Genomic DNA, 23,937 nt, shown 5'->3' on the forward strand with positions numbered 1-23,937 from the left:
TTACGATGCAAAGAAGAAAAACCAAATTACAAAAAGTATAGGCAGCAAAATAGGCATAGAAAAGCGGAAGATATAGTTTCCAAAAGGAGGCATGGCGATTCCTGCCTGCTCTGCAATGGCTTTAACCATAAAGTTGGGGCCATTGCCAATATAGGTCATGGCACCAAAAAAAACGGAAGCTAAGGCAATCGCGCTTAATCGAGTCACTGAATCAGGGTAGATCGCTCCTGCTGCATAGGCTTGCACATTGGCTACCACTTCAATGTCTGCCCCTTGTGCAGCCATACTGGCGGCTACAAAATTTAGATAGGTGGGCGCATTGTCCAAAACAGAGGAAAAAAGGCCTGTTCCCCAGTATAAAGTAGTCGGTGTAATCAATTGTTTGCCTACTTCAGATGCAGCAAATTTGCCAATCAACTCAAGTGCTGGGATCATGGTTCCGAAAATACCTATAAAGATTAAACAAACTTCATTTAAAGGTGCAAAACTAAATCCATTCGATAGGAGTACTGCTTTATTTGCACTATAATAGGAAAGTGTGGCCACCGTTAGCATGATCAACTCACGTACAAAAGAAATAGTATGGCCATGGTAATCAATAGTAGGCAACCAAGGGAAAATGGTTGGATCTAGAAATACCCCACCAATAACGATAACCAACCAAATTAGATTTTTACTACCTGCAATAGAGACTATACCGGATCTGCCATCCAGCATCACCTGATTAGGTGTTGAAAGTGGTCTATTGTTGCGCTCAAAAAAGTAAAAAATAGACAATAGCATCAAAAGCGCTATACACCAAGGGAGGCTATTGTGGATTAAAGTCCATTCAAAAGGTACGCCTTTGAGAAAGCCTAGAAACAAAGGTGGGTCGCCAATAGGTGTTAATGCGCCCCCTATATTACTCACTATAAAGATAAAGAAAACAATATGGTAGACTTTAATGCGCCCTTTATTTAATCCTAAATAAGGACGTATGAACAACATAGAAGCACCCGTTGTACCAATCAAATTGGCAAATAGGGCACCTATAAAGAGTAGGAGGATGTTGGCTAGCGGGGTCGCACGGGTAGCTACTTTAATGGAGATACCACCGGTTGCCATGTATAAAGCAGTAATTAAAGCCATAAATTGTATATATTCAGCTGCTGCTTCTATAGGCTTTATCTTATTTTCTAAAACGATACAGTAGTAAGCCATAACGAAAGTGGCCAATAATATGGCTACCTTTGCGTAATGTTTGTGCCAAAAACCAGCAAAAAAAAGCGGACCGGTAGCAATCATCAATAGTAAAGCTATAAAAGGTATGGCCAACCAAAATGAAGGCGTCATTAGGCTACCATCTGTAGGTAGACTGTGCTCCATACCCTTTGATAGGGTAGCAGCTGTATGGCATAATAATGGCAACGTAGCAAACATATATTTTCTAGGTTTTATGGTAATCCTACCGTATTAAGCGGAGGCAATATACTTAAGTTAAAGGTAAAATCATTATATTCACCAGATATTTTAAGTAAAAAAGAATAGCCTAGCTTGCTAAGCGTATGCAACGTTCTTTTTAGTTAATAATTGAACATTATGATTGTCAAAACAAAAAAGTATAAAATATCAAGCGGTCTTTATGTAAAATTAGGGATACAAAATATTTTACGTGTGCAATGGTGGATTTTTCCATTGCTTGCGCTTTTTATGGGTACTACCTTTTTTATAAAAACGATTTGGTTTGTGTTGATTGGTATAATAGGGATTACTTGTTATCTGATTTTTTGGGTGGTGCAATTTTATGGCCTTACCCAGCTAGATGCCAATCGCCCTATGTTTGAGCGTGTAGCTTATGAAATCAATAATCAGCATTTGATGATGCAGCTCAATGCAAGGCAAGCCATGCCCATAGCATGGGTAGATATTAGAAAAGCTTATAAGAAAAAAGGATACTTTCTATTGGTATTATCTAAGGTTCAGTTTTTTTATCTTCCATTTAAAATTTTTCATGGAGATAATGAGATTAAATTTTTTACAACTGTATTGCAACGCAAAGGGTTGTTGAGGTAACTGCTACCTTATATATAGGCTTCTTTTGTGGTGCGCTTATGCTCTGGAATTTGTAGGAGACACGGAGCGCAAAACCGGAGCGTACTAGATGTACGTGAGGATTTAAGCACCGGATCGACGTACAAATTACCAGCAAAAGTAGCGCCACGGAAGAAGTCTAATGGGTAGTCTTATTTTGATCCTATTATAGAAGGCGGTAAATTCGCAATGGTGGTCTCTATTCGTGGAGTAGGTTTTAAACTTAAATGGTTTATATAAATGGCAATTCTTGGAAGTCTTAGAAAGAGTGGAAATACTTTTGTGGTGGCAGTAGTCTCCTTTTTGGTCGTTATGTTTTTGGGTGGAGAGCTGGCGCGTGTAGTCCCTTATTTTTTTAGTAGTAAAGGTCAAATTGGTAAGCTTTCTGGTCAGAAAATCAGCTATATGGATTACCGTAAAATTTATGAGACCATTTATCGTAATTTTGCCAGTCAAGGCAAGCAGCAGGTGGCAGAAGATCAAATTCGTGATTATGCCTGGCGTCAGCTGATTGAGCGCATGCTTTATATTAAGGAGATAGAACAGGTTGGCCTTGCGGTAGGCAACCGAGAGCTGATCGATTTGGTGCAGGGTGAACATATTGATAAGGAGCTTATAGATGCTTTTAAGGATCCTAAAACAGCTGCATTTGATAAGCAAAAATTATTAGATTACCTTAAAAATTTATCTAAAAGTCAACAAGAATGGTGGTGTGAGGTTGAAAAAGCATTTGCCTTAAAAAGAACCAAGCAAAAGTTACATCAGCTGATGGTACAAAGCTCCTTTACTACTGCATTAGAAGCCCAGCAAGCGGCACAACATGCTGTCCTGTTTTGTAATGTAGCTTATCTTTACATTCCTTTTGCTTCGGTTAAAGATGATTTGGTGCCACTGACCAATCAGCAGTTACGAGATTACATGGCTGCCCATAAAAACGAGTATACATCTTTATCAGAAAGCAGAACCATTCAGTATATTACCTTTCCTATTCAACCAGATGAAAAAGATAAGGCTGATTTTCAAAAAGAGTTAAACTCCCTTCTGGTTCAATTTTCTACTGTGACTGATCCGTATGCCTTTGCTAAGCAGCATACAGATGGGAATCTTTCAGATACACGTTTGAGCTGTACGGCCGATACATTACCGGATGCTTTTGCAGCCATAAAGCATACATTGAAAGAGGGTATGATGGTAGGACCTGTTGTTGGTGATGCCTTGCATACCCTGTATAAGGTGGTTAAGAAAGAGAAAAACAATTATGAAATTGCGTGCATTGAGAAAAAGCCAATGGTGAGTGACCATACACGCCATACCCATTTTAGATCGGTGCAACAGCTTACTGGCTCAGTAAAGGATTTGGCCAGCTTAGCGCAATTGGCTACCAATGCCCATTTAACCATTCAGAAAGAGACTGTTGCACCATCTGATGGCTCTATCGGTGCCTATGCAAATGGCCGGAAGGTAGTGCGCTGGTTGTACAATGAAGCTAGTGTAGGGAAGGTTTCCCAGCTTTTTGATTTGGGGAATGTCTATCTATTGGCCGTTATGGTCGAACAGGTAAAAGCAGGTGATTTGGTCCCTTTACATTCAGTTTCCCGAAAAGTATACCAGAAAGTGTTGCATCAAGAAAAAGCCAAAATAATTTTAGATAAGCTCAAACAAATTGAAGCTACTACGCTAGAAGGTATAGCAGAACAGTATGGTGAGGGGGCAACCATACAATTGGTAGAACAGTTGCGCTTTTTGGAAAATGATCACCCTGATCTTAAGCAAGCCCAAGCTTTTATAGGGAAATGTTTTGGCTTAAAGCCAGGTGTTATCAGTGATCCAATTGTTGATGATAGCGGCATCTTCATTGCTTGTGTAAAAAAGTAAAGATAGCGCGCCTACACAAGAAAAGGATACTGAACAAATGAGACAGATAGAGCGGTGGATGCAGCCCTATTATATTGGTAGTGCTATGGAGGAGCTGGCACAAGTTATCGATGAGCGGTATAAAATTGAATAAGCTAGTTTGTCTGCTATAGCTGTAGTATTGTTGCTACTTTAATAAGCCATATCATAAATTTTTATTAGATTTCCTGTATATGTACAATATATCTATTCTAAAAGAGCAGCTAGCTCGTCCTAAGCAGGTTGCGGTGGTCATGCATGCTAGGCCTGATGGAGATGCACTTGGCACTTCGTTGGCTTTGGCTTTGTTTCTAAGCGCACAAGGCCATTCTGTTCATGTAATTGCACCAACTGAATATCCTACTTTTCTATCCTGGCTACCGGGCTTAGATGCTGTAACAGTAGCTGCCCACTGCACACGGGAGGACTTGTTGGCGCAAATCAAAGGCATAGATCTACTTTTTTGTGTTGATTTCTCTGCTGCTAGCCGTTTGGATGAGTCAGCCTATATATTAGAACAATCTGATGCCTTTAAGGTTATTATTGACCATCATATAGAACCGGAAAACTTTGCAGACCTTTTATTGTGGGATCCAAAAGCAGCTGCTAGTGCAGAAGTATTGTTTCAAGTTTTTGAAGCATTGGGTCAGAAAGACAAGGTAACCCTTTCGGTTGCCACTTGTTTGTATACGGGTCTTGTAACCGATACCAACTCCTTTAAAAATCCAAATATTAGGCCTATAACCCATCGAATTGCAGCAGAGTTGATGGAATATGGCGTTGATACCTTTAAGGTACAACGCTTGATTTATGGCAATCAGCCCTCAATAGGTTGCATTTCTTTGGTTTTGCAGTTAGTCAGCGTTTGGTTGTGCTATCCGCTTTGCATGTAGCCTATTTTGTGATTCAAAAGGAGGATTATAAGAGATACGATTTAAAGAGTGGGGATACAGAAGGATTGGTAGATTATGGCCTTTCCTTAAAGGGGATATCTTTGGCTGCTGTTCTAAAGGAAAAAGATGAGATGGTCTATCTTTCCCTTCGATCTGTTGGCGATGTGCCAGCCAACTTAATTGCTAAGCAATATTTTAGTGGCGGAGGACATAAGAATGCTGCAGGAGGTATTTCTCATTTAAGTTTAGCTGAAACCGTGGATCGGTTTGAGAAAATATTACAAGAACTTCATCTTCAATTTAATTTTTAATTTAATCATATGAAACTGAAACGTAAAGTAGTCTGCGCGTGGATATTATTGGCGCTAGTTATGGGACTTGTCTGGTACAATCATCAATACCATTCTTATGGTTATCCTTTTATGACCACTCCATCTGGTCTTTCCTATAAGTCTATAGGAAGGCAAGGTAACGGAAAGAAGGTAAAAGATGGAGAATGGGTCGAGCTCGCGCTGCTTATGAAAGTAGTACCTAAAAAAATAACTGAAGCTAATCCAAGCAGTGCTCAGGAAGCAGGTGAAGCTAAGCCAAGTAGCGCTCAGGAAGCAGGTGAAGCTAAGTCAAGCAGTGCTCAGGAAGCAGGTGAAGCTAAGTCAAGCAGCGCTAAGGAAGCAGGTGAAGCTAATCCAAGTAGTGCTCAGGAAGCAGGTGAAGCTAAGTCAAGCAGCGCTAAGGAAGCAGGTGAAGCTAAGCCAAATAGCGCTAAGGAAGCAGAAAAAGGTAAGCAAAGAAGTACTGACGAAAGAGTATTACTAAACATACAGCAACCTGTGCTCTATCAATTTGATCAATCTTTCCAATCAAACAATAAGCAAATAGCTGAAATGATAGGTATGATGGAAGCAAAGCAACGCATGGTTTTTAAATGTAACCCTGGGTACTATTTAGAAGAAAAAGATCCAGAACGTTTGGAGCAGATTTTAAAGGCGCTCGATTTACACAAAGAGGATGAAATAGTAATAGATATTAAATTAGGTAGAATTATGACTGATCAAGCATACAAAGACATGCTAGAGGAACGCTGTGCTACACAACTAGCCAAGGATAAAAAGCTTATTACGGACTATTTAGCTGCCCATCATATTGAAGCATCTTCAACTGATTCTGGGCTTTATTATATTATTGATCAACCCTCCAGAGAGATGGCTGTGGATAAGGGAAAGATGGTTACAGTTCATTATACGGGCAGGCTACTAGATGGCACTATGTTTGATACGAGTATCGAAGAAGTTGCCAAAGCGAACAATCTCTATAATCCACGAAGACCCTACAGGCCACTTACCTTTCAGGTAGGTATTGGCCAAGTGATTAAAGGGTGGGATGAAGGCTTATTATTGCTTAAGAAGCATGAAAAAGCACGCTTTTTTATACCATCTGCTTTGGCCTATGGCCTAGATGCTCGAGGCGATGTGATTCCTGCAAATGCAATTCTACTATTTGAAGTTGAGGTGGTGGATGTATGTGAGCCTAGTGAATCGAAACCTAAGCAATCAGCATCTGATGAATCGAAATCTAAATAAGTCTTTACGATAACATACATGCCCATTGTCTTCTATTGCGGTAATGGAGGTTAGGTGATTCCAATACCTACCATACAATACGATTGGTTATGGTGCTGTCTCTAGACCTTTTGCAAAACCTATTTGTGATCAGCAGTTTTTAGGAGAAGCGCAGTCGAGCACCGCAGCATACTAAATGTATTTGAGGAGCATAGACAAGCTTCGACACCAAAATTGCCATTAGAAATAGGTTTTGCAGAAGGTCTTCTGATGCGCTTATTGTTTTATTGGTCTACCCTATGCGTTATTTAATTTTATTTATTATGATGTTATTTGCCTTGCAGGCAAGCAATTGTCCTAGGAGTAGACCAGAAACAAAAACGCCTGATTTGATTTCACTGGTGAAGCAATGTAAAGCTAGTGCTGTGCAAGCATCTTTGGATCGAGGTGCAGATCCTAATGCGCCAAATGTGTATGGTACGCCTCCCTTACATTGGGCCTGTTATTACGATAAAAAAGGAGATATTATTGAGAAGCTGCTTAAAGCAGGTGCCAGGATAGATACAAAAGATAAAGATGGCTATATCCCCTTAGATTGGGCGGTATATAAGGAACCTAATCAATCTGCCATTAAACAGTTGATTCAAAAAGCAATAGAACTGAAAAATCTAGACCTTCGGGATAGTGATGGGAGAACCTTACTGCACTATGCAGCTACCTTAGGAGGTACAGAGGGTTCTGAGCTAGTTGGAAAGTTATTGGAACTAGGCTTAAAGCCAGATGTGAAAGATAATAATGGTCGTACGCCATTGGATGATGATATAAACAAGCATATTCAGGTTCAATTGTTACTTCAGCATAAACGTTAGTGCTAAAGGGTGGCTGCTATTGTTGCGGTATATACTGTATCTGACTGGGTGACTATTTTGTATCTGTTCAATTTATAAACGAACTTTATTGCTCGTCAAACTTTTTATTTAGTGCATATATGATCATTGATAACGACCTTTTAAATAAATTGGCCTATCTTTGTCGTCTTGAATTGCTGCCGCATGAACGAGATACCATGCTGCATGACTTAAATGCAATGGTAGATTGGGTCAACCAATTGGATGAATTGGATGTTGACGACAATATTGTTTTAGAGGAATCTTTTAAGTTAGAAGCTACTAGTTTACGTTCAGATGTTGTCTCGAATTTGCTTGGACATAAGGAAGCGCTCGCGCTTGCGCCTAGTAACGATTCGAATTATTTCAGGGTGCCCGCTGTGAAAGGGGTAACTGCTTATACAGATGATTCATCTGAACCAAGTTAAATTAATTATTAGACGCATATGGATGCTCAAGAAGCGCTTAAAACATTAAATGTTAAAAAAATATGGTTCCCTATAGTATGTGGGCTAGCGATTACAGGATTTTTATTTTATAGATCTGGTAAAATTTCAATTGAAGTAGTGGCCTTATTAAGGTCACCCAATTGGCGCTATTTGTATATGGCCTTTTTTTCTATTTTGCTAAGAGAGGTCGGCCACATTTATAGATTGCGCATCTTGAGCAACAATAGTTTGCCTTGGACGAGTTGTTGCTATGTTGCCATTCTTTGGGAGTTTGGCACTGCTGTAACCCCATCAGTAGTAGGGGGAGGGCTAGTGGCCATTTTTCTCTTATCGAAAGAAGGATTATCACTGGGTAGATCCATTGCCTACATTGTTGTGACCGGGATTATGGATAATCTTTTCTTTCTTTTAGCTGGTTCATTCGGTTTAGGGGCGGCATATGCGCCTATTTTTGCTATGGCAGGCCCATTAAGTAGCAGCATAAAGGCCTTTTTTTTTCTGATGTATGCTTTTTTCTTCGTCTATAACTTGATTATGCTTATTGGTGTTTTTGTAAACCCCAAGCTATTAAAGTGGATTTTAATCCGTGTGACCAGCGTTGGTTTTTTGAAGCGGTGGCGTCGGCCTGCTTATCAGCTTAGTAAGGATATAATGGTTACCTCAGATGAATTTAGAGGAAAGTCCCCTCTTTTCTGGTCTAAAATGTTGCTTTGTACCCTTTTAACCTGGATGGTTCGATATATGCTGATCAATTGTTTGATGGCTGCTTATTGTCCTATTTCTTTTACCCAGCACCTAGCCATTTGGGGCAAACAGATTGTTATGTGGGCACTGATGTTGGTTCCTGTTTCTCCAGGTGGGAGTGGCATTGCAGAATTCTGGTTTCAGAAGTTTTTTGAACCTATGTTAGGTGACTATACGTTATTGATAGCATTGCTATGGCGCATATGTACTTTTTACCTCTACTTGGTTTTAGGGGTTATCTTACTGCCTAAATGGATTCAAAAGAGATTCAAAAGAGAGGTAAGGGTAAAGTCTCCTCATTAGACCTTCTGCAAAACGTATTTGTGATCAGCAGTTCTTAGGAGAAGCGCAGTCGAGCACCGCAGAATACTAAATGTATTTGAGGAGCATGGACCACAAAATTGCCATTTAGCAATAGGTTTTGCAGAAGGTCTATTAAAGGAGCCTTATAATGTCTACCAACCGATGGGCATAGCCGCCCTCATTATCATACCAGCTGATTACTTTGACTAGTTTACCACTAACGTAGGTTAACTTGCCATCGACAATAGAAGAGTAGCTGCTCCCTATTACATCTACCGAGACAATCGGCTCTTCTGTATAGGCCAATATATGCTTAAGAGGCCCTTGCGTTGCCTCGAATAATACTTGATTTAAGGCTTTTTGAGTGGTCTCTTTCTTTAATATTGCTGTAAAGTCAACTGCTGAACCATTCGCAACAGGAACACGCATGGCAATCCCATCTAGTTTTCTTTCTAAATGAGGCATTACCAGTCCGATTGCTTTGGCAGCACCTGTAGAAGTAGGAATAATAGAAAGCGCAGCTGCCCTTGCTCTTCTTAAGTCACTATGGGGGCATCTTGTAAGGATTGGTCAGCTGTATAGGCATGAATCGTATTGATCACCCCTTGTTCGATACCAAAATGGTCGTCTAGTACTTTGGCAACCGGTGCCAAACAATTGGTTGTACACGAAGCATTGGATAATATAACCGGTTTTGTATTTAAAATAGCCTCATTAATGCCCAGCACAACGGTAGGAATGGCATTATCCTTAGCAGGCGCAGAAAGTACCACCTGTTTGGCGCCTGCGCGCAAATGGTGCATGGCACCCGCTTTGTCCAAGAAACGCCCTGTAGCTTCTATGACTACATCCACACCTAATGATTGCCAGGGTAATTCAGATGGATCAGCCAAGGCATAGACCTTAATGCGCTGGTTATCTACGGTGATGCTGGTCTCATCAAATGAAACGGTTCCCTTAAAAGGACCATAGTTGGAATCATATTTAAATAAATGGGCTAAAGTAGCACTGTTTGTTAGGTCGTTAACGGCAACTACCTGTAGGTCATTATAGGCTAAAAGCCTACGCAAGGCCAATCGGCCAATACGACCAAATCCATTAATGGCAATATTTTTCATAATTAAAATTTATAATACGCTTTTAAGTTTGGTTAATACATTTATTCCGCTTTTCTCTATATTATACCATATCCACAGCTTATGGGGAGTCTGCAGCTTCTCAGGACTATTAGATATTATCATAGCAAGGGTTGAATTATTTCTATAGATGAAAATCAATGTAATTAACAGGGTAATGCGTTCCGTTCTGCTAAATTCTTCAAAGAAAACAGAAAATAAATTTTCAATACTAATTTGTTCTGTTTTATCGAAAAGCTTTTTTAAATCTTGTTGACTTTTGGTATCCAATTCTAGTATCAATTTTAGAAATTCGTTTCTTTGATCACCTTCTAATGGTAGCTTTTTTCCCCAGCCATCTTTTGGTATATCATCATCTTGGTCCTTTTGGCCTTGGTGGTCCTGCACTGCGTCTTTAATTAATTTCTTTATATCTAATACTTGTGTGGCAGCGGTAGCTTCTTTAGGGGTGGTCGGTGATGATTCTGTTGTACTACTTTGGTTTATAGAATTTCTAAGCATCTCTTGCCGTTTGCCATCTGGAAGTTGGGAGAAACTTTCTTTATCATTAGCATCTAACTGCTTAAATTTCTCAGGCAGCTTCGATGCAATCAGTTTGTCGATTTTATCTAGGCTATCCGCATGGGCTATATCGTTTTTAAATTTAACGCTTTCAGCTTCTGGCAATACCTTAAGCAAATCTATATAGTGCTGCCGGGTGAGCATAGGTGCATCCTTGATAAGCTTAAGCTCTCTTTCGTATTGGGCGATAAGCTCTTTTTTATGCTTGATTTGATTATCAATATCCTTTATATCACTATATTTCTTCCACTGGTTCTGGAGTTCTTCTTGCTCACGCTTGGTTAGTAGTTCTTTTATATCGTTATATTTTTGATGAATTGGAATGATTTTTTGTATACAGTTTTCTAAGTCATCTGGATTTTTGATGCGCTTGATTGTTTGTTCCATCTGCTTCTTTTCATCATCATCATTTAGCATCTGAAATAGGGTCAAATAATCTTCTTTAGCCTCTTCAGATATCTTACCCAATGTTAGATTACGTTCAGGCATAAGCTCTTTTCGTGCGCCAAAACAACTTGAAAATAGAAAATAGATTAGGAATGTGGCATAGAACAAAAAATAATGTAGGAAACATGCATATCTTTTGTGGTTTTTTCTATTTAACATATGGCTGTTGCAACTAAGGGTAGTAAATGTAAATAAATAGTTAATGAATGGGCCAAAACAGCATACCTACAATAAAATACTAGATGGAGAATGGCTAAATAATTATAAATTTAACTATTAATCTTACAAAAAAAACTATAAGTGGACAACCATTACTAGACCTTTTTCAAAACCTATTTGTGATCAGCAGTTTTTAGGAGAAGCACAGCCGCCAGCATACTAAATATATTTGAGGAGCATAGACCACAAAATTGCCATTTAGCAATAGGTTTTGCAGAAGGTCTTGTATATATTTGCACTACTATGTAATAAAAGGATTCTTGTAGTCCTACAAACCAAATCTTTTATTCCATTTTTTTGTTGCAATATATGCATAAAGGTTTTGATATCGTCCTTTATCAGTATATTAGGTACCTAATTTATTTAGCCGTTTAATGCCTATGCAGCCTTTTTTCTTTTTTTACTTTGCTAAAAAACAGCTGGGTCTATTGCTTTTTTTTTGGATGCTATCCATCAGTGGTGCATACGTCCATGCTAGGGATAGCACCGCTGTAGTTCCTTTAAATGCACTGCCCCATTTAACTAAAGATAAGCCGTCTGGTGTAGATAAACAGCTGATATACGCGATTCAAGAGAATAACTTGCAACAAGTTACTGCTTTACTGCATAATAATAAAAATATTAACCATCAAGATTTTTTAGGATATAGCCCATTGCATTATGCTGCTAAACGTGCTAAAGCAGCAATTGTGGCATCTCTGATTGAAGCCAAAGCTTTGTTGAATCAATGCAGTGTTAAAAATGAGAATACACCTTTGTTGCTGGCGGTTAAAAGGGGAGATAAAAAGATTGTATCGCTTTTGCTGGCCGCTGGTGCCAATCCAAATATTGTAAATCGTAAAGGATACGATGCATTACAGCTTGCTATTCAACAAAATAGGAAAGACCTTGTCCAGTTGTTGTTACAAGCAGGTGCCACCACTAGCACTGGAGTCAGTCCATTATTACTGGCCATTAAAAGGCGTAGTCTGCCCATCGTTCAGCTGTTGTTGCAGCAAAAAGAAATGGTTGAAACCCGTGATAAAGAGGGATATACCGAGTTGCATTGGGCTGCTAAGAAAAATGTGCCAGCTGTTTTTCGAGCCTTATTAAAGTCCCGGCGCTTTAATGTTAATGCAAAAGCCGATAACGGTGCTACGCCACTCCATATTATAGCTGCAAATAAAAAAAGTAAGTTGGTAAAAACTTTGTTGGCTTGCCCTTTATTGGAGGTAAATGTACAAGATAGTACGGGCAGTACACCATTGCATTATGCAGCAGCTTTTAATCATCTAAAGGCTGTGAATGGCTTGTTGTGTCATCCTTCTTTTAATACCAAACTACATAATACCAAGCTAGATAATACTAATCTAGATAATACCAATCTACAAAACCATCTAGGCGAAACTGCCTTACATTATGCGGTTCAATGCCAACATCTAGCTATTGTAAAAAAACTCTTGCCACGTGTTGGTAAAGGGGTATACATACAAAATAAAAAGGAGGTTACACCATTAGAACTTGCCGCTATGGATCAAAACGATCCTGCAATTTATAACTTAATACTAGCCCATGTAAACCTTTTAGGCGTTGATTAGTGCGCTTATAGGTTTATTACGTTTTGCGGTGCGTTGATAGACCTTCTACAAAATCTATTTGTGATTAGCAGTTTTTAGGAGAAGCGCAGTCGAGCACTGCAGCATACTAAATGTATTTGAGGAGCATAGACCACAAAATTGCCATTTAGCAATAGGTTTTGCAGAAGGTCTAATAATATATCTAAGATGATCGAACAAGATTCAGCTATTCTTGAATTGATAGCAAAAGAAAAAATACGTCAAGAAGAAGGATTAGAGTTGATCGCTTCTGAAAACTTTGTTTCTGCTCAAGTAGCTGCTGCTACAGGAAGCATTCTAACCAATAAATATGCAGAAGGCTTTCCAGGCAAACGCTATTATGGTGGTTGTCATATTGTGGATGAAGTAGAATCCTTGGCTATTGAGCGGGCCAAAGCATTGTTCCATGTGGACTGGGTGAATGTGCAGCCCCATTCCGGTTCACAGGCAAATGCGGCCTTGATGATGGCGGTTTTAAAGCCTGGTGATAAAATTTTAGGATTCAATTTAGCCCATGGTGGCCATTTAACCCATGGATCTCCTGTAAATTTTTCTGGCAAGTTCTATCAAGCTTTTTTTTATGGTGTAGATCCCGAGACGGGATGTATTGAATGGGAAGCAGTTGCAGAAAAGGCAAGAATGGTCAGGCCGGCTATGATTATTTGTGGTGCTTCTGCCTATAGCCGTGATTGGGATTATGTGCGGCTACGGGCAATTGCAGATGAAGTAGGTGCATTTTTATGGGCAGATATTGCCCATCCTGCAGGCCTTATTAGCCAGGGGCTACTCAATAACCCTTTTCCGTATTGTCATTTTGTAACTACTACAACGCATAAAACATTGCGAGGCCCTCGAGGTGGCATGATCCTTATGGGAAAAGACTTTGGAAATCCTTTTGGTAAAACCAATGCCAAGGGAATGGTTCAAAATATGTCTACTTTACTCGATGCGGCTGTCTTTCCTGGAACACAAGGTGGACCGCTGATGCACACTATTGCGGCCAAAGCTATTGCATGCTATGAAGCGATGACCAGCGACTATAAAGCCTATGCCATACAAGTACAAAAAAATGCAAAAGCCATGGCACAAGCATTAATGGATAAAGGATATAAAATTATATCTGATGGAACAGATAACCACCTATTATTGCTAGATTTGTCTGGTAAAAATATGACAGGTAAAAAAGCCGAAGCAGCCTTACAAAAAGCAGCTATTACCACTAATAAAAATTTAATTCCTTTTGACGCTACCGCTCCACAAGTTACCTCAGGTATCCGATTGGAACAGCTGCTGTAACGACCAGGGGCTGGTAGCCTCTGATATGCTATTGATTGTAGAATGGATCGATCGTGTTCTTAAAAACACTGAAAATGACTCTAAAATTAAAAAAGTAAAAGAAGAAGTCAATCAATATATGCGCAATTTTCCGCTCACAACGGTGGATTATTCAAGCTAGTGCACCAAGATAGCTATCGGTAGCTTAAAAATTTCTTAAAATTATGAAAGAAGGCTTCTCCTTTAACTAAAGCTGACCAGCAAGCTATCGCAGCTGAGCAAGATCGACTGGCTTGGAAGCGTATGATAGCATATGCAATCAATGAAAGAGAGAAGACCTTCTGCAAAACCTATTGCTAAATGGCAATTTTGTGGTCTATGCTCCTCAAATACATTTAGTATGCTGGCGACTGCGCTTCTCCTAAAAACTGCTGATCACAAATAGGTTTTGCAGAAGGTCTAGAGAAAAAGAAATTAAAAAAGATACAATAATGCGTAAGATAGATGCACTGCCTATTGGCTATTCAGATGTTCAATCAGTGATTGAAACAGGCTATTATGTAGACAAAACCCGGTATGCACAAGCGTTAATTGAAAAGAGAAATCCTATTTTCATCGCTAGGCCTAGGAGATTTGGGAAATCACTATTTATCAATACACTAGCTACTATAGCTAACGGAGCAAAAGAAATTTTTAAAGATTGCTATATAGGTAAACCAGAAAATGGATATGAATGGAAGAAATATCCCGTAATTAAGCTAGATCTTTCAGGCGTATCTAATAACACGCCTGAAGAACTCAGTACATCTATTAAAATGGTACTCAAAGAAATAGCCTTTTCGTATAATGTAAAAATAGAAGATGTTACGGTGATGCATTACGTAGCCTAGTGCTACAATTGATACATCTAAAAGGTACTACAGCAAACAATGGAAATATAAAACCTCTTTATGCGTCCAAAATAGTAGTCCTTATAGACGAATACGACGTGCCTATAGTGCATCTAACCAAAGGTTCTGACCTAGAAAAAGCCAATATCAAAGTCATGAAGGATTTCTTTATGACTTTAAAATCACTAAATGACTACTTTCAACTCACCTTTATCACTGGGGTTAGTAAGTTTAGTTTATCTGATGTATTTTCAGGGGCCAATCATTTAGACGATATTACTATTTCCAAAGATGCTGATGCCATGTTTGGGTACACCCAAGATGAAATCTTATCTACTTTTCCATTCTATTTAGAAAGTATCGCTTTAGAATGGAGTCAAAATAGGGATAAAAAAATCACTAAGGAAGTAGTAATGGAGCGGATAGCACATTACTACAACGGTTATAGATTTCACGAGAAAGGTGCACCTGTGTACAACCCATGGTCGACGCTCGAGTTCTTTAAAAGTGGCAAACTAGAAAACTATTGGTATGAATCAGGTAGTCCAACTATACTGATTAACCAGATGTTAGCAGATCCTGATAGATTCGATCTTAATATGGATAATCTGCAAATGGAAGCCACTAGGGAAGACCTTATGTATACAGGCGGTAGGAATGAGATTAGTTTAAAATCGCTAATGTTTCAAACGGGGTATCTAACCATTCATAATTATGATGACTCTACTGGGCTATATATCCTAAAATTCCCTAACGAAGAAATAGAGGCCTCTTTTCAGAAAAGTATACAGTCCAGTTTGGAAAAGAGTGTAAAGGATTATTTTTTACAAGAGCGAGATAAAATTAGAAGTGCACTAGCTAATAAAAAAATTGATGCCTTTATAGAATATATTAATACAGCTTTTGCGACGCTTCCTTACTATATCAATAGTGGCCAAGAGAAACAGTACCATAGCAATTTACATATGTTGTTACAAGGATTGGGATTTTTAGGTGGGAGAAAAATGCATATGCATAGTGAAGTTTCTTCCAGCCAAGGTAGATCCGATATTATTTTGGAACTAGAAACGGCCATTTTTATTATAGAAATCAAGTATAAATCCAGCGGGAAAATAGCCTTAGAACAAATCAAAGCAAACGGTTATTATAAACCTTATTTACTCAGACAAAAAGCCATTATCCTGCTAGGTATTAATTTCAATGAGGAAACCAGAATGATCGATAACTCCGAGTATGAAATACATGAAGCGCATCTAAAAAAATAATATAATTTACACACTTCAGTGGATAGCGTCCTTTTAGGTAATATTTCTAGAGGAGGGAACCGTTATATTTTCTTTAAATTAAGAGTTCTTTAATTTTTCCAACAAATAGAAAATCTTCTAGCTCCATTAGTTTGGTATGTAAAATATCTTTAGAGCTACCTTCCCACAATTTTTTACCCTGGTAGAGGAACAAAATAAAATCTCCTAAAGATAAAATAGTATTCATATCGTGGGTCACCACTACGGTGGTCATATTGTAGGTGTAGGTTACTTCAGCAATTAACTCATCTATTTTAAGTGCCGTTTGGGGGTCTAGTCCTGAATTGGGCTCATCACAAAAGAGGTATTTAGGATGGTTGACAATAGCTCTAGCAATACCAGCTCGTTTTTTCATGCCACCACTTAGCTCATTGGGCATTTTGTGCTGTACATCAGGCAGACCGACCTGTAACAGACACTCATGGACACGTTCTTTCTTTTCTGCTGTACTCATATTGGTCAGCACATCTAATGGGAAACGAACATTTTCCTCTATGGTTTTAGAATCAAACAAAGCACTTCCTTGAAAAAGCATACCCACTTTTCTTCTTATTTCCGTTTGTAACAGCTTATCACCATGGACTAAATCTCGCCCATCAAAAAGCGAAAAGCCTTGATCTGGTAAGATCAAGCCAAGCAAGCATTTTATTAAAAGGCTTTTGCCAGTTCCACTTGAACCGATTACTAAACTGATTTGTCCCGTCTTAAATAGACCACTAACGCTATCTAAGACCAATTTATTATTAAAAGATTTAGAAATATGCTCAAAAGAAATCATAAAGGATAGGTCAGTTTAGATACGGTGACCGAGTAAAACATAAACTAAAAATAAGTCTGCTATCAGAATAGCAATACAACTATTGGTAACAGCATTTGTACTGGATTTGCCGACATCTAATGATCCACCTCTTGTAAAAAAGCCTTTGTAACAAGCAATCGAAGAGATAATAAAAGCATATACCAATGATTTATAGAGCGCTACATGGATATCATATGCATCAAAAGCGTTTCTTAATCCATTTATATAGGCTTGCGGAGGAATGGAGGTCAGCCATTTACAAGAAAGGAACCCTCCATAAATAGAAAGAAACATAGCAATGATAACCAGAAATGGATACATGAAAACCGTAGCAATAATTTTAGGTAGCACCAAATAGTTATTGGCATTGACACCCATAATCTCTAATGCATCTATCTGTTCACTAATGCGCATAGAGCCCAGCTCGCTCGCCATACTAGAACCTATTTTTCCAGTAAAAACAATACCAATTACAGTTGGAGCCAGTTCAGAAACGGTCATATTGCGTACCGCAACACCTATAAAATCTTTTGTTATAAGTGGATTTTTTAGTTGAGAAGCAAGCTGAATACAGGTAGCTCCGCCCATAAAGATAGAAATAATACAAACAATAAAAAGAGAATCAACTCCTACTTGAATACATTCTTTAGCCACCCGAGCCAAAAACATGCGGTATGGAACAGGGTTTCCAAACATAGCACGTAAAAAAATCAAGTATTCTCCAAAAGCTTTTACCATAGTTTACAATAGCACCCAAAAAAATAGCTTTACACTTCCGAAAATAACCAAAAAATAGATAGCAATCAAGCGATTGCCTTTTCTAAACAGCTGTTTTGGTTTTGTAATCAAATCGAATCAGTAGAAAAAGGCTCAGCAGCACGCGTTCAAGTATCAAAGCGATCCATACACCACTGATGTTCCATTTATATTTGCTCACTACAATATAGCAAATAGCTATCCCTATAAGTTGTGTGATCGTACTAAACAAAAATAAACAAGCATTATCATTTAAGCCACGCAATATGCTATTTCCCCAATAGCAGAGGCTATAAAATAATTGAAAAATAGATAAATGTATAATTAACAGGCTGACCAAAGTGCGTACAGCATCGGCAGGTTTATAAAAAGAAATAATATAAGGGCTAATGGTGCATAACATCAGCCCAACTGCTATAGAAACCATCGCGATCATAAAACATGCCATAAGTGATACTTTTCTTACCAAGCAGCCATTTTTTGGATGATGTTGTTGGGTTATTAGTATGGAACCAGAAAGGCCTAAACCAATAGCAAAGATGGTAATTAAGTGACAAATATTAAATAAGATCGCATGTGCGGCTTGTGCTTCTATACTGATCCAACCCACCATAATGGCAATAAAAAGCAGGTAGGCACCCTCTATCCCGAATTGAAGCCCTACTGGCCAACTGATCCACAATATTTTCCTAAAGTATCGCCACGATATTTGTCCGAGGTTAAAACGCATGATATGCTGATTTTGTGGTGATATATAAAACAAATACAGCAGCCCTACTACTGCTGTAAGCGTTTCTGCAAGCACAATAGCAATGGCTGCTCCATTTAAGCCAAGCATTGGTGCGCCACATTGACCATAAATCAGCAAAGCATTAAATATTGTATTGGTAATTAGTGTAAAAAATGTTAATAGCAATGCAATTTTTCCATAAGATCGGCCTTCCAGATAGCGTTTGATCATATTATTAATAGCAGAGGGTATCAGCGAAATCGATATAATGAGTAGATAAGGGCCTCCTAAGGTAGCGATCTCTGGATATGGGCTAGCGTAAGCGAGGCAAAAAGAGAGTATGATTAAGAGAATAATAAAAACGACCGCAAAAAATATATTGAGCAAGAGTCCATGTTGTAAAATTTGTTTAACCTGTTTGTGGTTTTGTTTGCGATCTGCACAGGCCACTAGTAGCGCAACACTAATGGAAATACCTGAGTTAATTCTTTTAAAAATATTAAACAATGTACTGGCAAAAACGGCAGAAGCCGCATGCGCCACACTAATACGGCTGACCATGGTGGTATTTACTGTTTCAATCAGCTAGCACATTTAGGTTATTATGATCGGATAGCTGCGTATAAGGTAGGCCACCATTAGCCTCCTATCAATAGATGGAAAATGCATAAGTTAGGATGCGCTATGCGCTAAAAAGAATAGGCTAAAAGATTGCATGGCATATAGGCAGCATAGCTAAGCGCATGGACAAGTAAAAAATAAGAAAACAGCGGTCAAAGGTCTAAAGGAATATTGAATGTAAGCTTATAACAGAAAAAAGTGGGCAATGCATGCGTACCACAGCACACTATACTAGTATCCTATGTAAATTTAGCAAGGGTGCGCAATAAAAGCAACTATAATAGAGCCATAAAGGTTGATAATATAGTTACGCATCTATCGTGTCTTTTCGTATTGTTTCTCATCATTTCGTATCATTTCACTTAGATCTTTTGGGTTGTTGATTAAGTCAATGTATGTGTGTTTTGCCGCTTCAGAAAATAGTTGTCGCTCATGACTATTAGGTATTTCATCAGACTGCACAGATTTCAGACCAGACCTACCCGGCATGCCTCCGTTGTTCGCAGCCAAAAGTTGAAAATGCCCAGAACAGATTAGCGCTTTGATGATCTCATCTTGCGTTAGCTTTGGACAGCTTATGAGAATGATATATGCATCAACTAAAAGACTGATCAGACCGGTTCGGTCCTTGCCACTTTTACAACTAAATAAAATAGAAGGGATCGCTTTATTATATTGCTTTAATACAGCCATCAATGCAATATATATTGCGCAAGCAGTGGCATTCGGATTACCGCTTATAAGCGACGTGCTCTGTTTCAGATTATTCCAAATCGGAGATGTTGTAGTATATTTTTCTAATTCTACTAATAGTTCAAAAAACTTTTTATCTTTTGGATCTTTGATCTGTTCTATTTTCTTGTTCCTATACTTTCTTGGATTCTCTTTAAAAGAGGTTAACTTTTCGATAAAAAAGCGCTTATCTTTTAGGCCATCTTTAAAAGATTTACATACCTCTGGATAGTGCTGTTTATAGCGCTTTACGATATATTCTACTAACTTACTGTATTTCTCATAAACATGAGACGATGTTCCAATCGGATTGACCGATATATTCATAAATTGATCAGAACCTACTACCTTCTCCGTATCTTGTACAATTTTTTTCTCTTGACACTGCTTAAAATATGGTAAATTCTTGTTATAATTTAAAGATACCTTTATTGCATTTTTTAGATATTGCTTGATCTGCTCCCAGTTATCTTTACTAATTTGAAAATCCGTGGCTTTATCCTCCCATTCAATAGGCGAAACGATTGATCCACTGTGGTGGTAAGAGCCTAATACAATGGGGTTATTATTTTCATCATAAGTCCAAATCCTTTTTTGATAGGCATTTCTACACCCTGGAATGTTTCGAAGTTGGGTGGGAATATAGTGGTTGCCATCTACAATTTTAGACCAATAATGATCAATTAACTTTTGTTCAAATAGCTCTAAGCGCTTGTACCATTTTTCTGATTTCCTATTGATATAGGCCTGTTGCTGGTTTTCTGTTAATTTTAACCATTTTTTATCTTCTAATGCAAATTTTTTGCCTGCTATTGTGAAAGTAGTTGTAACGTTATAATGGGTGTCATCTAATCCAACATAGTTTTCTGCTAATCTTAATCTTTCGTTTATCCAATCAAGGCTTTTATCCTTAAATATCATGTCCTTTAGGTAAAGTACAATTTTTGAGTTTATATTTTTTATTGTCTTTATCCAAGAATTTTCTGATTTTTTTTCACCATATTCGTCATAATATTGCATAAGTTCATAAGCCTTCTTTGATGTGTTGTCTGATTTATTTTCAGGTATTTTATATAATTCAAAGATCATTTTTGCCGCACGATATATATTCAGTGCGATAACTACATAGTCTTCTGGAGTGTATAAGTTGGCATTGCCGCTGTTGCTACCTACAGATCGTGTCAATTTATCGCCTGAAATATGACACATAATATTTCTTCGGTCATCAGCTGCTCTAAGCATACTTTGCATCAAAGGTTCAAAAGCAAAACATATATTATTTTTATCTAATTCAGGATCGGATTCATAACCAGTATCATAACCAGAGTTGGCATCCACACCAGTCTTTTTATTTGTTTTATAACTAGACTCAGGATCGGATTCATCACCAGGGTTGGTATCTAAATGAAATTCAGCATCAAATTCAGGAACATCGTCGGGTTCAGAGCCGAAGTAAGTGTTTCCTGTTATCGGCTCACCTAATAGCAACTCCTTATCAATCGTTTGAGGAGGTATAAGCGTGGAAGGAGTTGTACCTTTGCTTGTACATAACTGAAACGCTTGTAAAAATAATATTAGAAAAAAAATGGTAGTAGCTTGTTTGGTGTGGGGCATTTATTAAAAAACAAAGAAATAAGTATACATATCAAACGCTATATCTTTTATTTTGCTGATTTTTAATTAAAAAAACAAATATGTTGTATTATTTTTATTGATGATCTTGTAGGGTTTGTCTATAAAACTTTTTTTCGTATCATAGGCAATCCAACTTTATTGTTCCTATTCTTTTATTTCTATTTTATGTCGTTTAAAATTGTATCACCTTATCAACCGGCAGGCGACCAGCCAAAGGCTATTCTAGAACTGGTGGAAAACATCAACCGTGGGGTATCTAGCCAAGTACTGATGGGTGTTACGGGATCTGGTAAGACTTTTACAATAGCCAATACGATTGAGGCGCTAAATAGGCCTACGTTAGTGATCAGCCATAACAAGACATTAGCGGCACAGCTCTATAGCGAGTTGCGTGCCTTTTTTCCAGGCAATGCGGTTGAGTATTTTGTCTCTTATTATGATTACTATCAACCAGAGGTCTATTTACCAGCCAGTGACATTTATATAGAAAAGGAGTTGGCCATTAATGATGAATTAGAACAATTGCGTTTGCGTACGGTTGCTTCTTTATTAAGCGACCGAAGGGACGTGATTGTTGTAGCTTCTGTCTCTTGCATTTATGGGCTTGGTAGGCCAGAATCTTTTAAAAACAATAGCCATTTATTTAGGGTAGGCGCCCAGTTGTCTCGGAATGATCTTTTGAAATGCTTTGTGGAGATGCTGTATAGTCGAGATGATGACGCATTTACACGAGGACGTTTTCGTGTAATGGGAGATACGATTGACCTATTTGTTGCTTATGGTGATTATGCCTATCGTTTTGTTTTTTGGGGGATGAACTGGAAGCCATCCATATCATAGATCCGGCTTCTGGCAAAAAGACCAAAGCGCTCCGAGAAGCATTTATTTTTCCTGCCAATCTCTTTGTAATGAATAGGGATATATTGAATAGTGCCGTAAGCGCCATTCGAGAAGAGCTTCATGTACAGTTAAACCATTTGAATGAAATTGGTAAATGCCAGGAAGCCAAACGGCTAGAAGAAAGGACGGAGTTGGATTTGGAAATGCTGCGCGAGTTAGGGTATTGCACTGGTATTGAAAACTATGCACGCTATATAGATGGCAGGTCTGCTGGAGCGCGGCCTTTCTGTTTGCTAGACTATTTTCCTAAAGACTATCTAATGGTTATTGACGAGAGCCATGTGACCATTCCCCAATTCAGGGCGATGTCGGGGGAGATAGGGCTAGAAAAATAAATCTTGTCACCCATGGTTTTAGGCTGCCTTCTGCTATGGATAATCGTCCGTTGAGTTTTAGTGAATTTGAACAGCTGATCAACCAAGTTATTTTTGTAAGCGCAACCCCTGCTGATTATGAATTGGCCAGTGCCAGTGGTATTGTTATAGAGCAAATCATACGTCCAACGGGGCTACTAGATCCGAAAATAGAGGTGCGGCCTACGCTCCATCAGATCTATGATATTGTAGAAGAGATCCATCAGGTAGTCAAAAAAGGAGAGCGGGTGTTCATTACCACCCTGACCAAACGTATGGCGGAAGAACTTACCGACTATTTAATCGGTGCAAAGATCCGTTGTAGGTATATGCATTCTGAAATCAAAACCTTGGATCGGGTAACGATATTGAATGGGTTACGTAATGGTGACTTTGATGTACTGGTTGGCGTAAACTTACTACGAGAGGGGTTAGACTTGCCACAAGTCTCTTTAATGGTTATTCTAGATGCTGATAAAGAAGGTTTTTTGCGCAATGCCCGTTCGCTGATTCAAACCATAGGTAGGGTAGCACGCCATACACAAGGGCGTGTTATTATGTATGCAGATAAGGTGACTGCTTCTATGGAACAAGCGATTGGCGAAACGCAGCGTAGGCGCGCTTTACAAATGGACTATAACAGGCAGCATCATATTACCCCTAGATCTGTATTACAAAAGCAGACTGCTATAGAGCTAGACAATGAAATGTTGCATCCCTTTGCCCAACCTGTTGTCGATGATAGCGGTTTTGGTAGGGTTAGACCGCTTTCGAAAGCGATTTGTGATGAACTAGCAATCGAGTCTCAAAAGGGGTCTATTGTTTCTGAGGATACAGCTCCTTATGGCAAGAAGGCAATAGAAGTGCGGATTAAAATACTTGAAGATCAAATGTACCGTGCTGCAGAAGCACTGGAGTTTCTTGAAGCAGACCGACTAAAAGAAGCCATAGAAAGCCTAAAGCAACAAAACAGCTCCTAATATAATTCCCTTTGTTTTTTTAATTTTTTTTAGTACCATTCATCCATGGGCCTAATAGTAGGAAGCTTCCAGGTATAACAAAAGCTGAGGCAGCCGCTATGGCTAGTATCTGCTTCATTATCTGTTGTTTTCTATATGTTAAGACCTGTGCAGTAGGTATGTCAACCGTTTGCATAGGGATTAAACCCATAATCGATACTGCCTAT

17 protein-coding genes and 3 pseudogenes are annotated in these 23,937 nt (G+C 38.6%); 13 read left to right on the top strand and 7 right to left on the bottom strand.

The annotated features are described in order from the left end of the window. Complete coding sequence (locus tag FPG78_RS01300; protein ID WP_144086272.1) at positions 1 to 1,419, bottom strand: sodium:proton antiporter; 1,419 nt, start codon at positions 1,417 to 1,419, stop codon at positions 1 to 3. Positions 1,420 to 1,578: 159 nt separating this feature from the next. Here FPG78_RS01300 and FPG78_RS01305 point away from each other — a divergent pair, with 159 nt between their 5' ends. From FPG78_RS01305 to FPG78_RS01340, 8 genes are all read left to right on the top strand, one after another. Continuing rightward, positions 1,579 to 2,052 carry a YcxB family protein gene (locus FPG78_RS01305; RefSeq protein WP_144086273.1) on the top strand — a complete coding sequence of 158 codons (474 nt, stop codon included), beginning with the start codon at positions 1,579 to 1,581 and terminating at the stop codon, positions 2,050 to 2,052. A gap of 258 nt (positions 2,053 to 2,310) precedes the next feature. Beyond that, positions 2,311 to 3,945 carry a peptidylprolyl isomerase gene (locus FPG78_RS01315; RefSeq protein WP_144086274.1) on the top strand — a complete coding sequence of 545 codons (1,635 nt, stop codon included), beginning with the start codon at positions 2,311 to 2,313 and terminating at the stop codon, positions 3,943 to 3,945. Between the two features lie 212 nt (positions 3,946 to 4,157). Further along, positions 4,158 to 4,856, top strand: coding sequence for a DHH family phosphoesterase (locus FPG78_RS01320; protein WP_223261933.1), 699 nt, complete (start codon positions 4,158 to 4,160; stop codon positions 4,854 to 4,856). Further along, positions 4,835 to 5,167 carry a DHH family phosphoesterase gene (locus FPG78_RS07490; RefSeq protein ID WP_223261934.1) on the top strand — a complete coding sequence of 111 codons (333 nt, stop codon included), beginning with the start codon at positions 4,835 to 4,837 and terminating at the stop codon, positions 5,165 to 5,167. Before FPG78_RS01320 ends, FPG78_RS07490 begins: the two co-directional genes overlap by 22 nt. Before the next feature lie 60 nt (positions 5,168 to 5,227). After that, positions 5,228 to 6,436, top strand: coding sequence for an FKBP-type peptidyl-prolyl cis-trans isomerase (locus tag FPG78_RS01325; RefSeq protein ID WP_223261935.1), 1,209 nt, complete (start codon positions 5,228 to 5,230; stop codon positions 6,434 to 6,436). Positions 6,437 to 6,714: 278 nt separating this feature from the next. Beyond that, positions 6,715 to 7,284 carry an ankyrin repeat domain-containing protein gene (locus FPG78_RS01330; RefSeq protein WP_144086276.1) on the top strand — a complete coding sequence of 190 codons (570 nt, stop codon included), beginning with the start codon at positions 6,715 to 6,717 and terminating at the stop codon, positions 7,282 to 7,284. Between the two features lie 119 nt (positions 7,285 to 7,403). Next, positions 7,404 to 7,730: an Asp-tRNA(Asn)/Glu-tRNA(Gln) amidotransferase subunit GatC gene (gene gatC / locus FPG78_RS01335; RefSeq protein ID WP_144086277.1), complete on the top strand. Its 327-nt coding sequence runs from the start codon at positions 7,404 to 7,406 to the stop codon at positions 7,728 to 7,730. Between the two features lie 18 nt (positions 7,731 to 7,748). Further along, entirely contained in the window at positions 7,749 to 8,798 is a 1,050-nt protein-coding gene (locus FPG78_RS01340) for a lysylphosphatidylglycerol synthase transmembrane domain-containing protein (protein WP_144086278.1), read from the top strand. Between the two features lie 132 nt (positions 8,799 to 8,930). Here FPG78_RS01340 and gap read toward each other — a convergent pair. Beyond that, positions 8,931 to 9,916: pseudogene (gene gap / locus FPG78_RS01345) on the bottom strand (type I glyceraldehyde-3-phosphate dehydrogenase). 9 nt (positions 9,917 to 9,925) lie between these two features. After that, a complete protein-coding gene (locus FPG78_RS01350; protein WP_144086279.1) occupies positions 9,926 to 10,984 on the bottom strand; it encodes a hypothetical protein in 1,059 nt (352 codons plus the stop codon). Between the two features lie 620 nt (positions 10,985 to 11,604). Here FPG78_RS01350 and FPG78_RS01355 point away from each other — a divergent pair. The 4 genes and pseudogenes from FPG78_RS01355 (at position 11,605) to FPG78_RS07990 (ending at position 16,186) form a co-directional block, all read left to right on the top strand. Continuing rightward, complete coding sequence (locus tag FPG78_RS01355) at positions 11,605 to 12,738, top strand: ankyrin repeat domain-containing protein (RefSeq protein ID WP_186292395.1); 1,134 nt, start codon at positions 11,605 to 11,607, stop codon at positions 12,736 to 12,738. A 186-nt stretch (positions 12,739 to 12,924) separates the two neighbouring features. Further along, positions 12,925 to 14,212 (top strand): annotated as a pseudogene (locus tag FPG78_RS01360) (serine hydroxymethyltransferase). 310 nt (positions 14,213 to 14,522) lie between these two features. Continuing rightward, positions 14,523 to 14,921, top strand: coding sequence for an AAA family ATPase (locus FPG78_RS07985; RefSeq protein ID WP_144086281.1), 399 nt, complete (start codon positions 14,523 to 14,525; stop codon positions 14,919 to 14,921). After that, entirely contained in the window at positions 14,921 to 16,186 is a 1,266-nt protein-coding gene (locus FPG78_RS07990) for an AAA family ATPase (RefSeq protein ID WP_144086282.1), read from the top strand. Before FPG78_RS07985 ends, FPG78_RS07990 begins: the two co-directional genes overlap by 1 nt. A 73-nt stretch (positions 16,187 to 16,259) precedes the next feature. Here the strand turns inward: FPG78_RS07990 and FPG78_RS01375 are convergent, their stop codons facing one another. From FPG78_RS01375 to FPG78_RS01390, 4 genes are all read right to left on the bottom strand, one after another. Then, positions 16,260 to 17,003 carry an ABC transporter ATP-binding protein gene (locus FPG78_RS01375; RefSeq protein WP_144086283.1) on the bottom strand — a complete coding sequence of 248 codons (744 nt, stop codon included), beginning with the start codon at positions 17,001 to 17,003 and terminating at the stop codon, positions 16,260 to 16,262. Positions 17,004 to 17,018: 15 nt separating this feature from the next. Continuing rightward, positions 17,019 to 17,762 carry an MlaE family ABC transporter permease gene (locus FPG78_RS01380; protein WP_144086284.1) on the bottom strand — a complete coding sequence of 248 codons (744 nt, stop codon included), beginning with the start codon at positions 17,760 to 17,762 and terminating at the stop codon, positions 17,019 to 17,021. Positions 17,763 to 17,844: 82 nt separating this feature from the next. Further along, entirely contained in the window at positions 17,845 to 19,095 is a 1,251-nt protein-coding gene (locus FPG78_RS01385; protein WP_320411059.1) for an MATE family efflux transporter, read from the bottom strand. A 351-nt stretch (positions 19,096 to 19,446) separates the two neighbouring features. Continuing rightward, a complete protein-coding gene (locus FPG78_RS01390; protein WP_144086286.1) occupies positions 19,447 to 21,477 on the bottom strand; it encodes a hypothetical protein in 2,031 nt (676 codons plus the stop codon). A 186-nt stretch (positions 21,478 to 21,663) separates the two neighbouring features. On the opposite strand from FPG78_RS01390, the pseudogene uvrB reads away from it, so the two are divergent. Then, positions 21,664 to 23,731: pseudogene (gene uvrB, locus FPG78_RS01395) on the top strand (excinuclease ABC subunit UvrB). Positions 23,732 to 23,937: the final 206 nt, after the last annotated feature.

Origin of the sequence: Cardinium endosymbiont of Dermatophagoides farinae (genome assembly GCF_007559345.1) — a bacterium.
GTDB lineage: Bacteria > Bacteroidota > Bacteroidia > Cytophagales > Amoebophilaceae > Cardinium.

Excerpts from the sequence above, each read along its gene's own strand:
- FPG78_RS01300 (WP_144086272.1), bottom strand. The coding sequence starts at position 1,419 with ATGTTTGCTACGTTGCCATTATTATGCCATACAGCTGCTACCCTATCA.
- FPG78_RS01305 (WP_144086273.1), top strand. The coding sequence starts at position 1,579 with ATGATTGTCAAAACAAAAAAGTATAAAATATCAAGCGGTCTTTATGTA.
- FPG78_RS01315 (WP_144086274.1), top strand. The coding sequence starts at position 2,311 with ATGGCAATTCTTGGAAGTCTTAGAAAGAGTGGAAATACTTTTGTGGTG.
- FPG78_RS01320 (WP_223261933.1), top strand. The coding sequence starts at position 4,158 with ATGTACAATATATCTATTCTAAAAGAGCAGCTAGCTCGTCCTAAGCAG.
- FPG78_RS01325 (WP_223261935.1), top strand. The coding sequence starts at position 5,228 with ATGGGACTTGTCTGGTACAATCATCAATACCATTCTTATGGTTATCCT.
- FPG78_RS01330 (WP_144086276.1), top strand. The coding sequence starts at position 6,715 with ATGCGTTATTTAATTTTATTTATTATGATGTTATTTGCCTTGCAGGCA.
- gatC (WP_144086277.1), top strand. The coding sequence starts at position 7,404 with ATGATCATTGATAACGACCTTTTAAATAAATTGGCCTATCTTTGTCGT.
- FPG78_RS01340 (WP_144086278.1), top strand. The coding sequence starts at position 7,749 with ATGGATGCTCAAGAAGCGCTTAAAACATTAAATGTTAAAAAAATATGG.
- FPG78_RS01350 (WP_144086279.1), bottom strand. The coding sequence starts at position 10,984 with ATGCCTGAACGTAATCTAACATTGGGTAAGATATCTGAAGAGGCTAAA.
- FPG78_RS01355 (WP_186292395.1), top strand. The coding sequence starts at position 11,605 with ATGCTATCCATCAGTGGTGCATACGTCCATGCTAGGGATAGCACCGCT.
- FPG78_RS07985 (WP_144086281.1), top strand. The coding sequence starts at position 14,523 with ATGCGTAAGATAGATGCACTGCCTATTGGCTATTCAGATGTTCAATCA.
- FPG78_RS01375 (WP_144086283.1), bottom strand. The coding sequence starts at position 17,003 with ATGATTTCTTTTGAGCATATTTCTAAATCTTTTAATAATAAATTGGTC.
- FPG78_RS01380 (WP_144086284.1), bottom strand. The coding sequence starts at position 17,762 with ATGGTAAAAGCTTTTGGAGAATACTTGATTTTTTTACGTGCTATGTTT.
- FPG78_RS01390 (WP_144086286.1), bottom strand. The coding sequence starts at position 21,477 with ATGCCCCACACCAAACAAGCTACTACCATTTTTTTTCTAATATTATTT.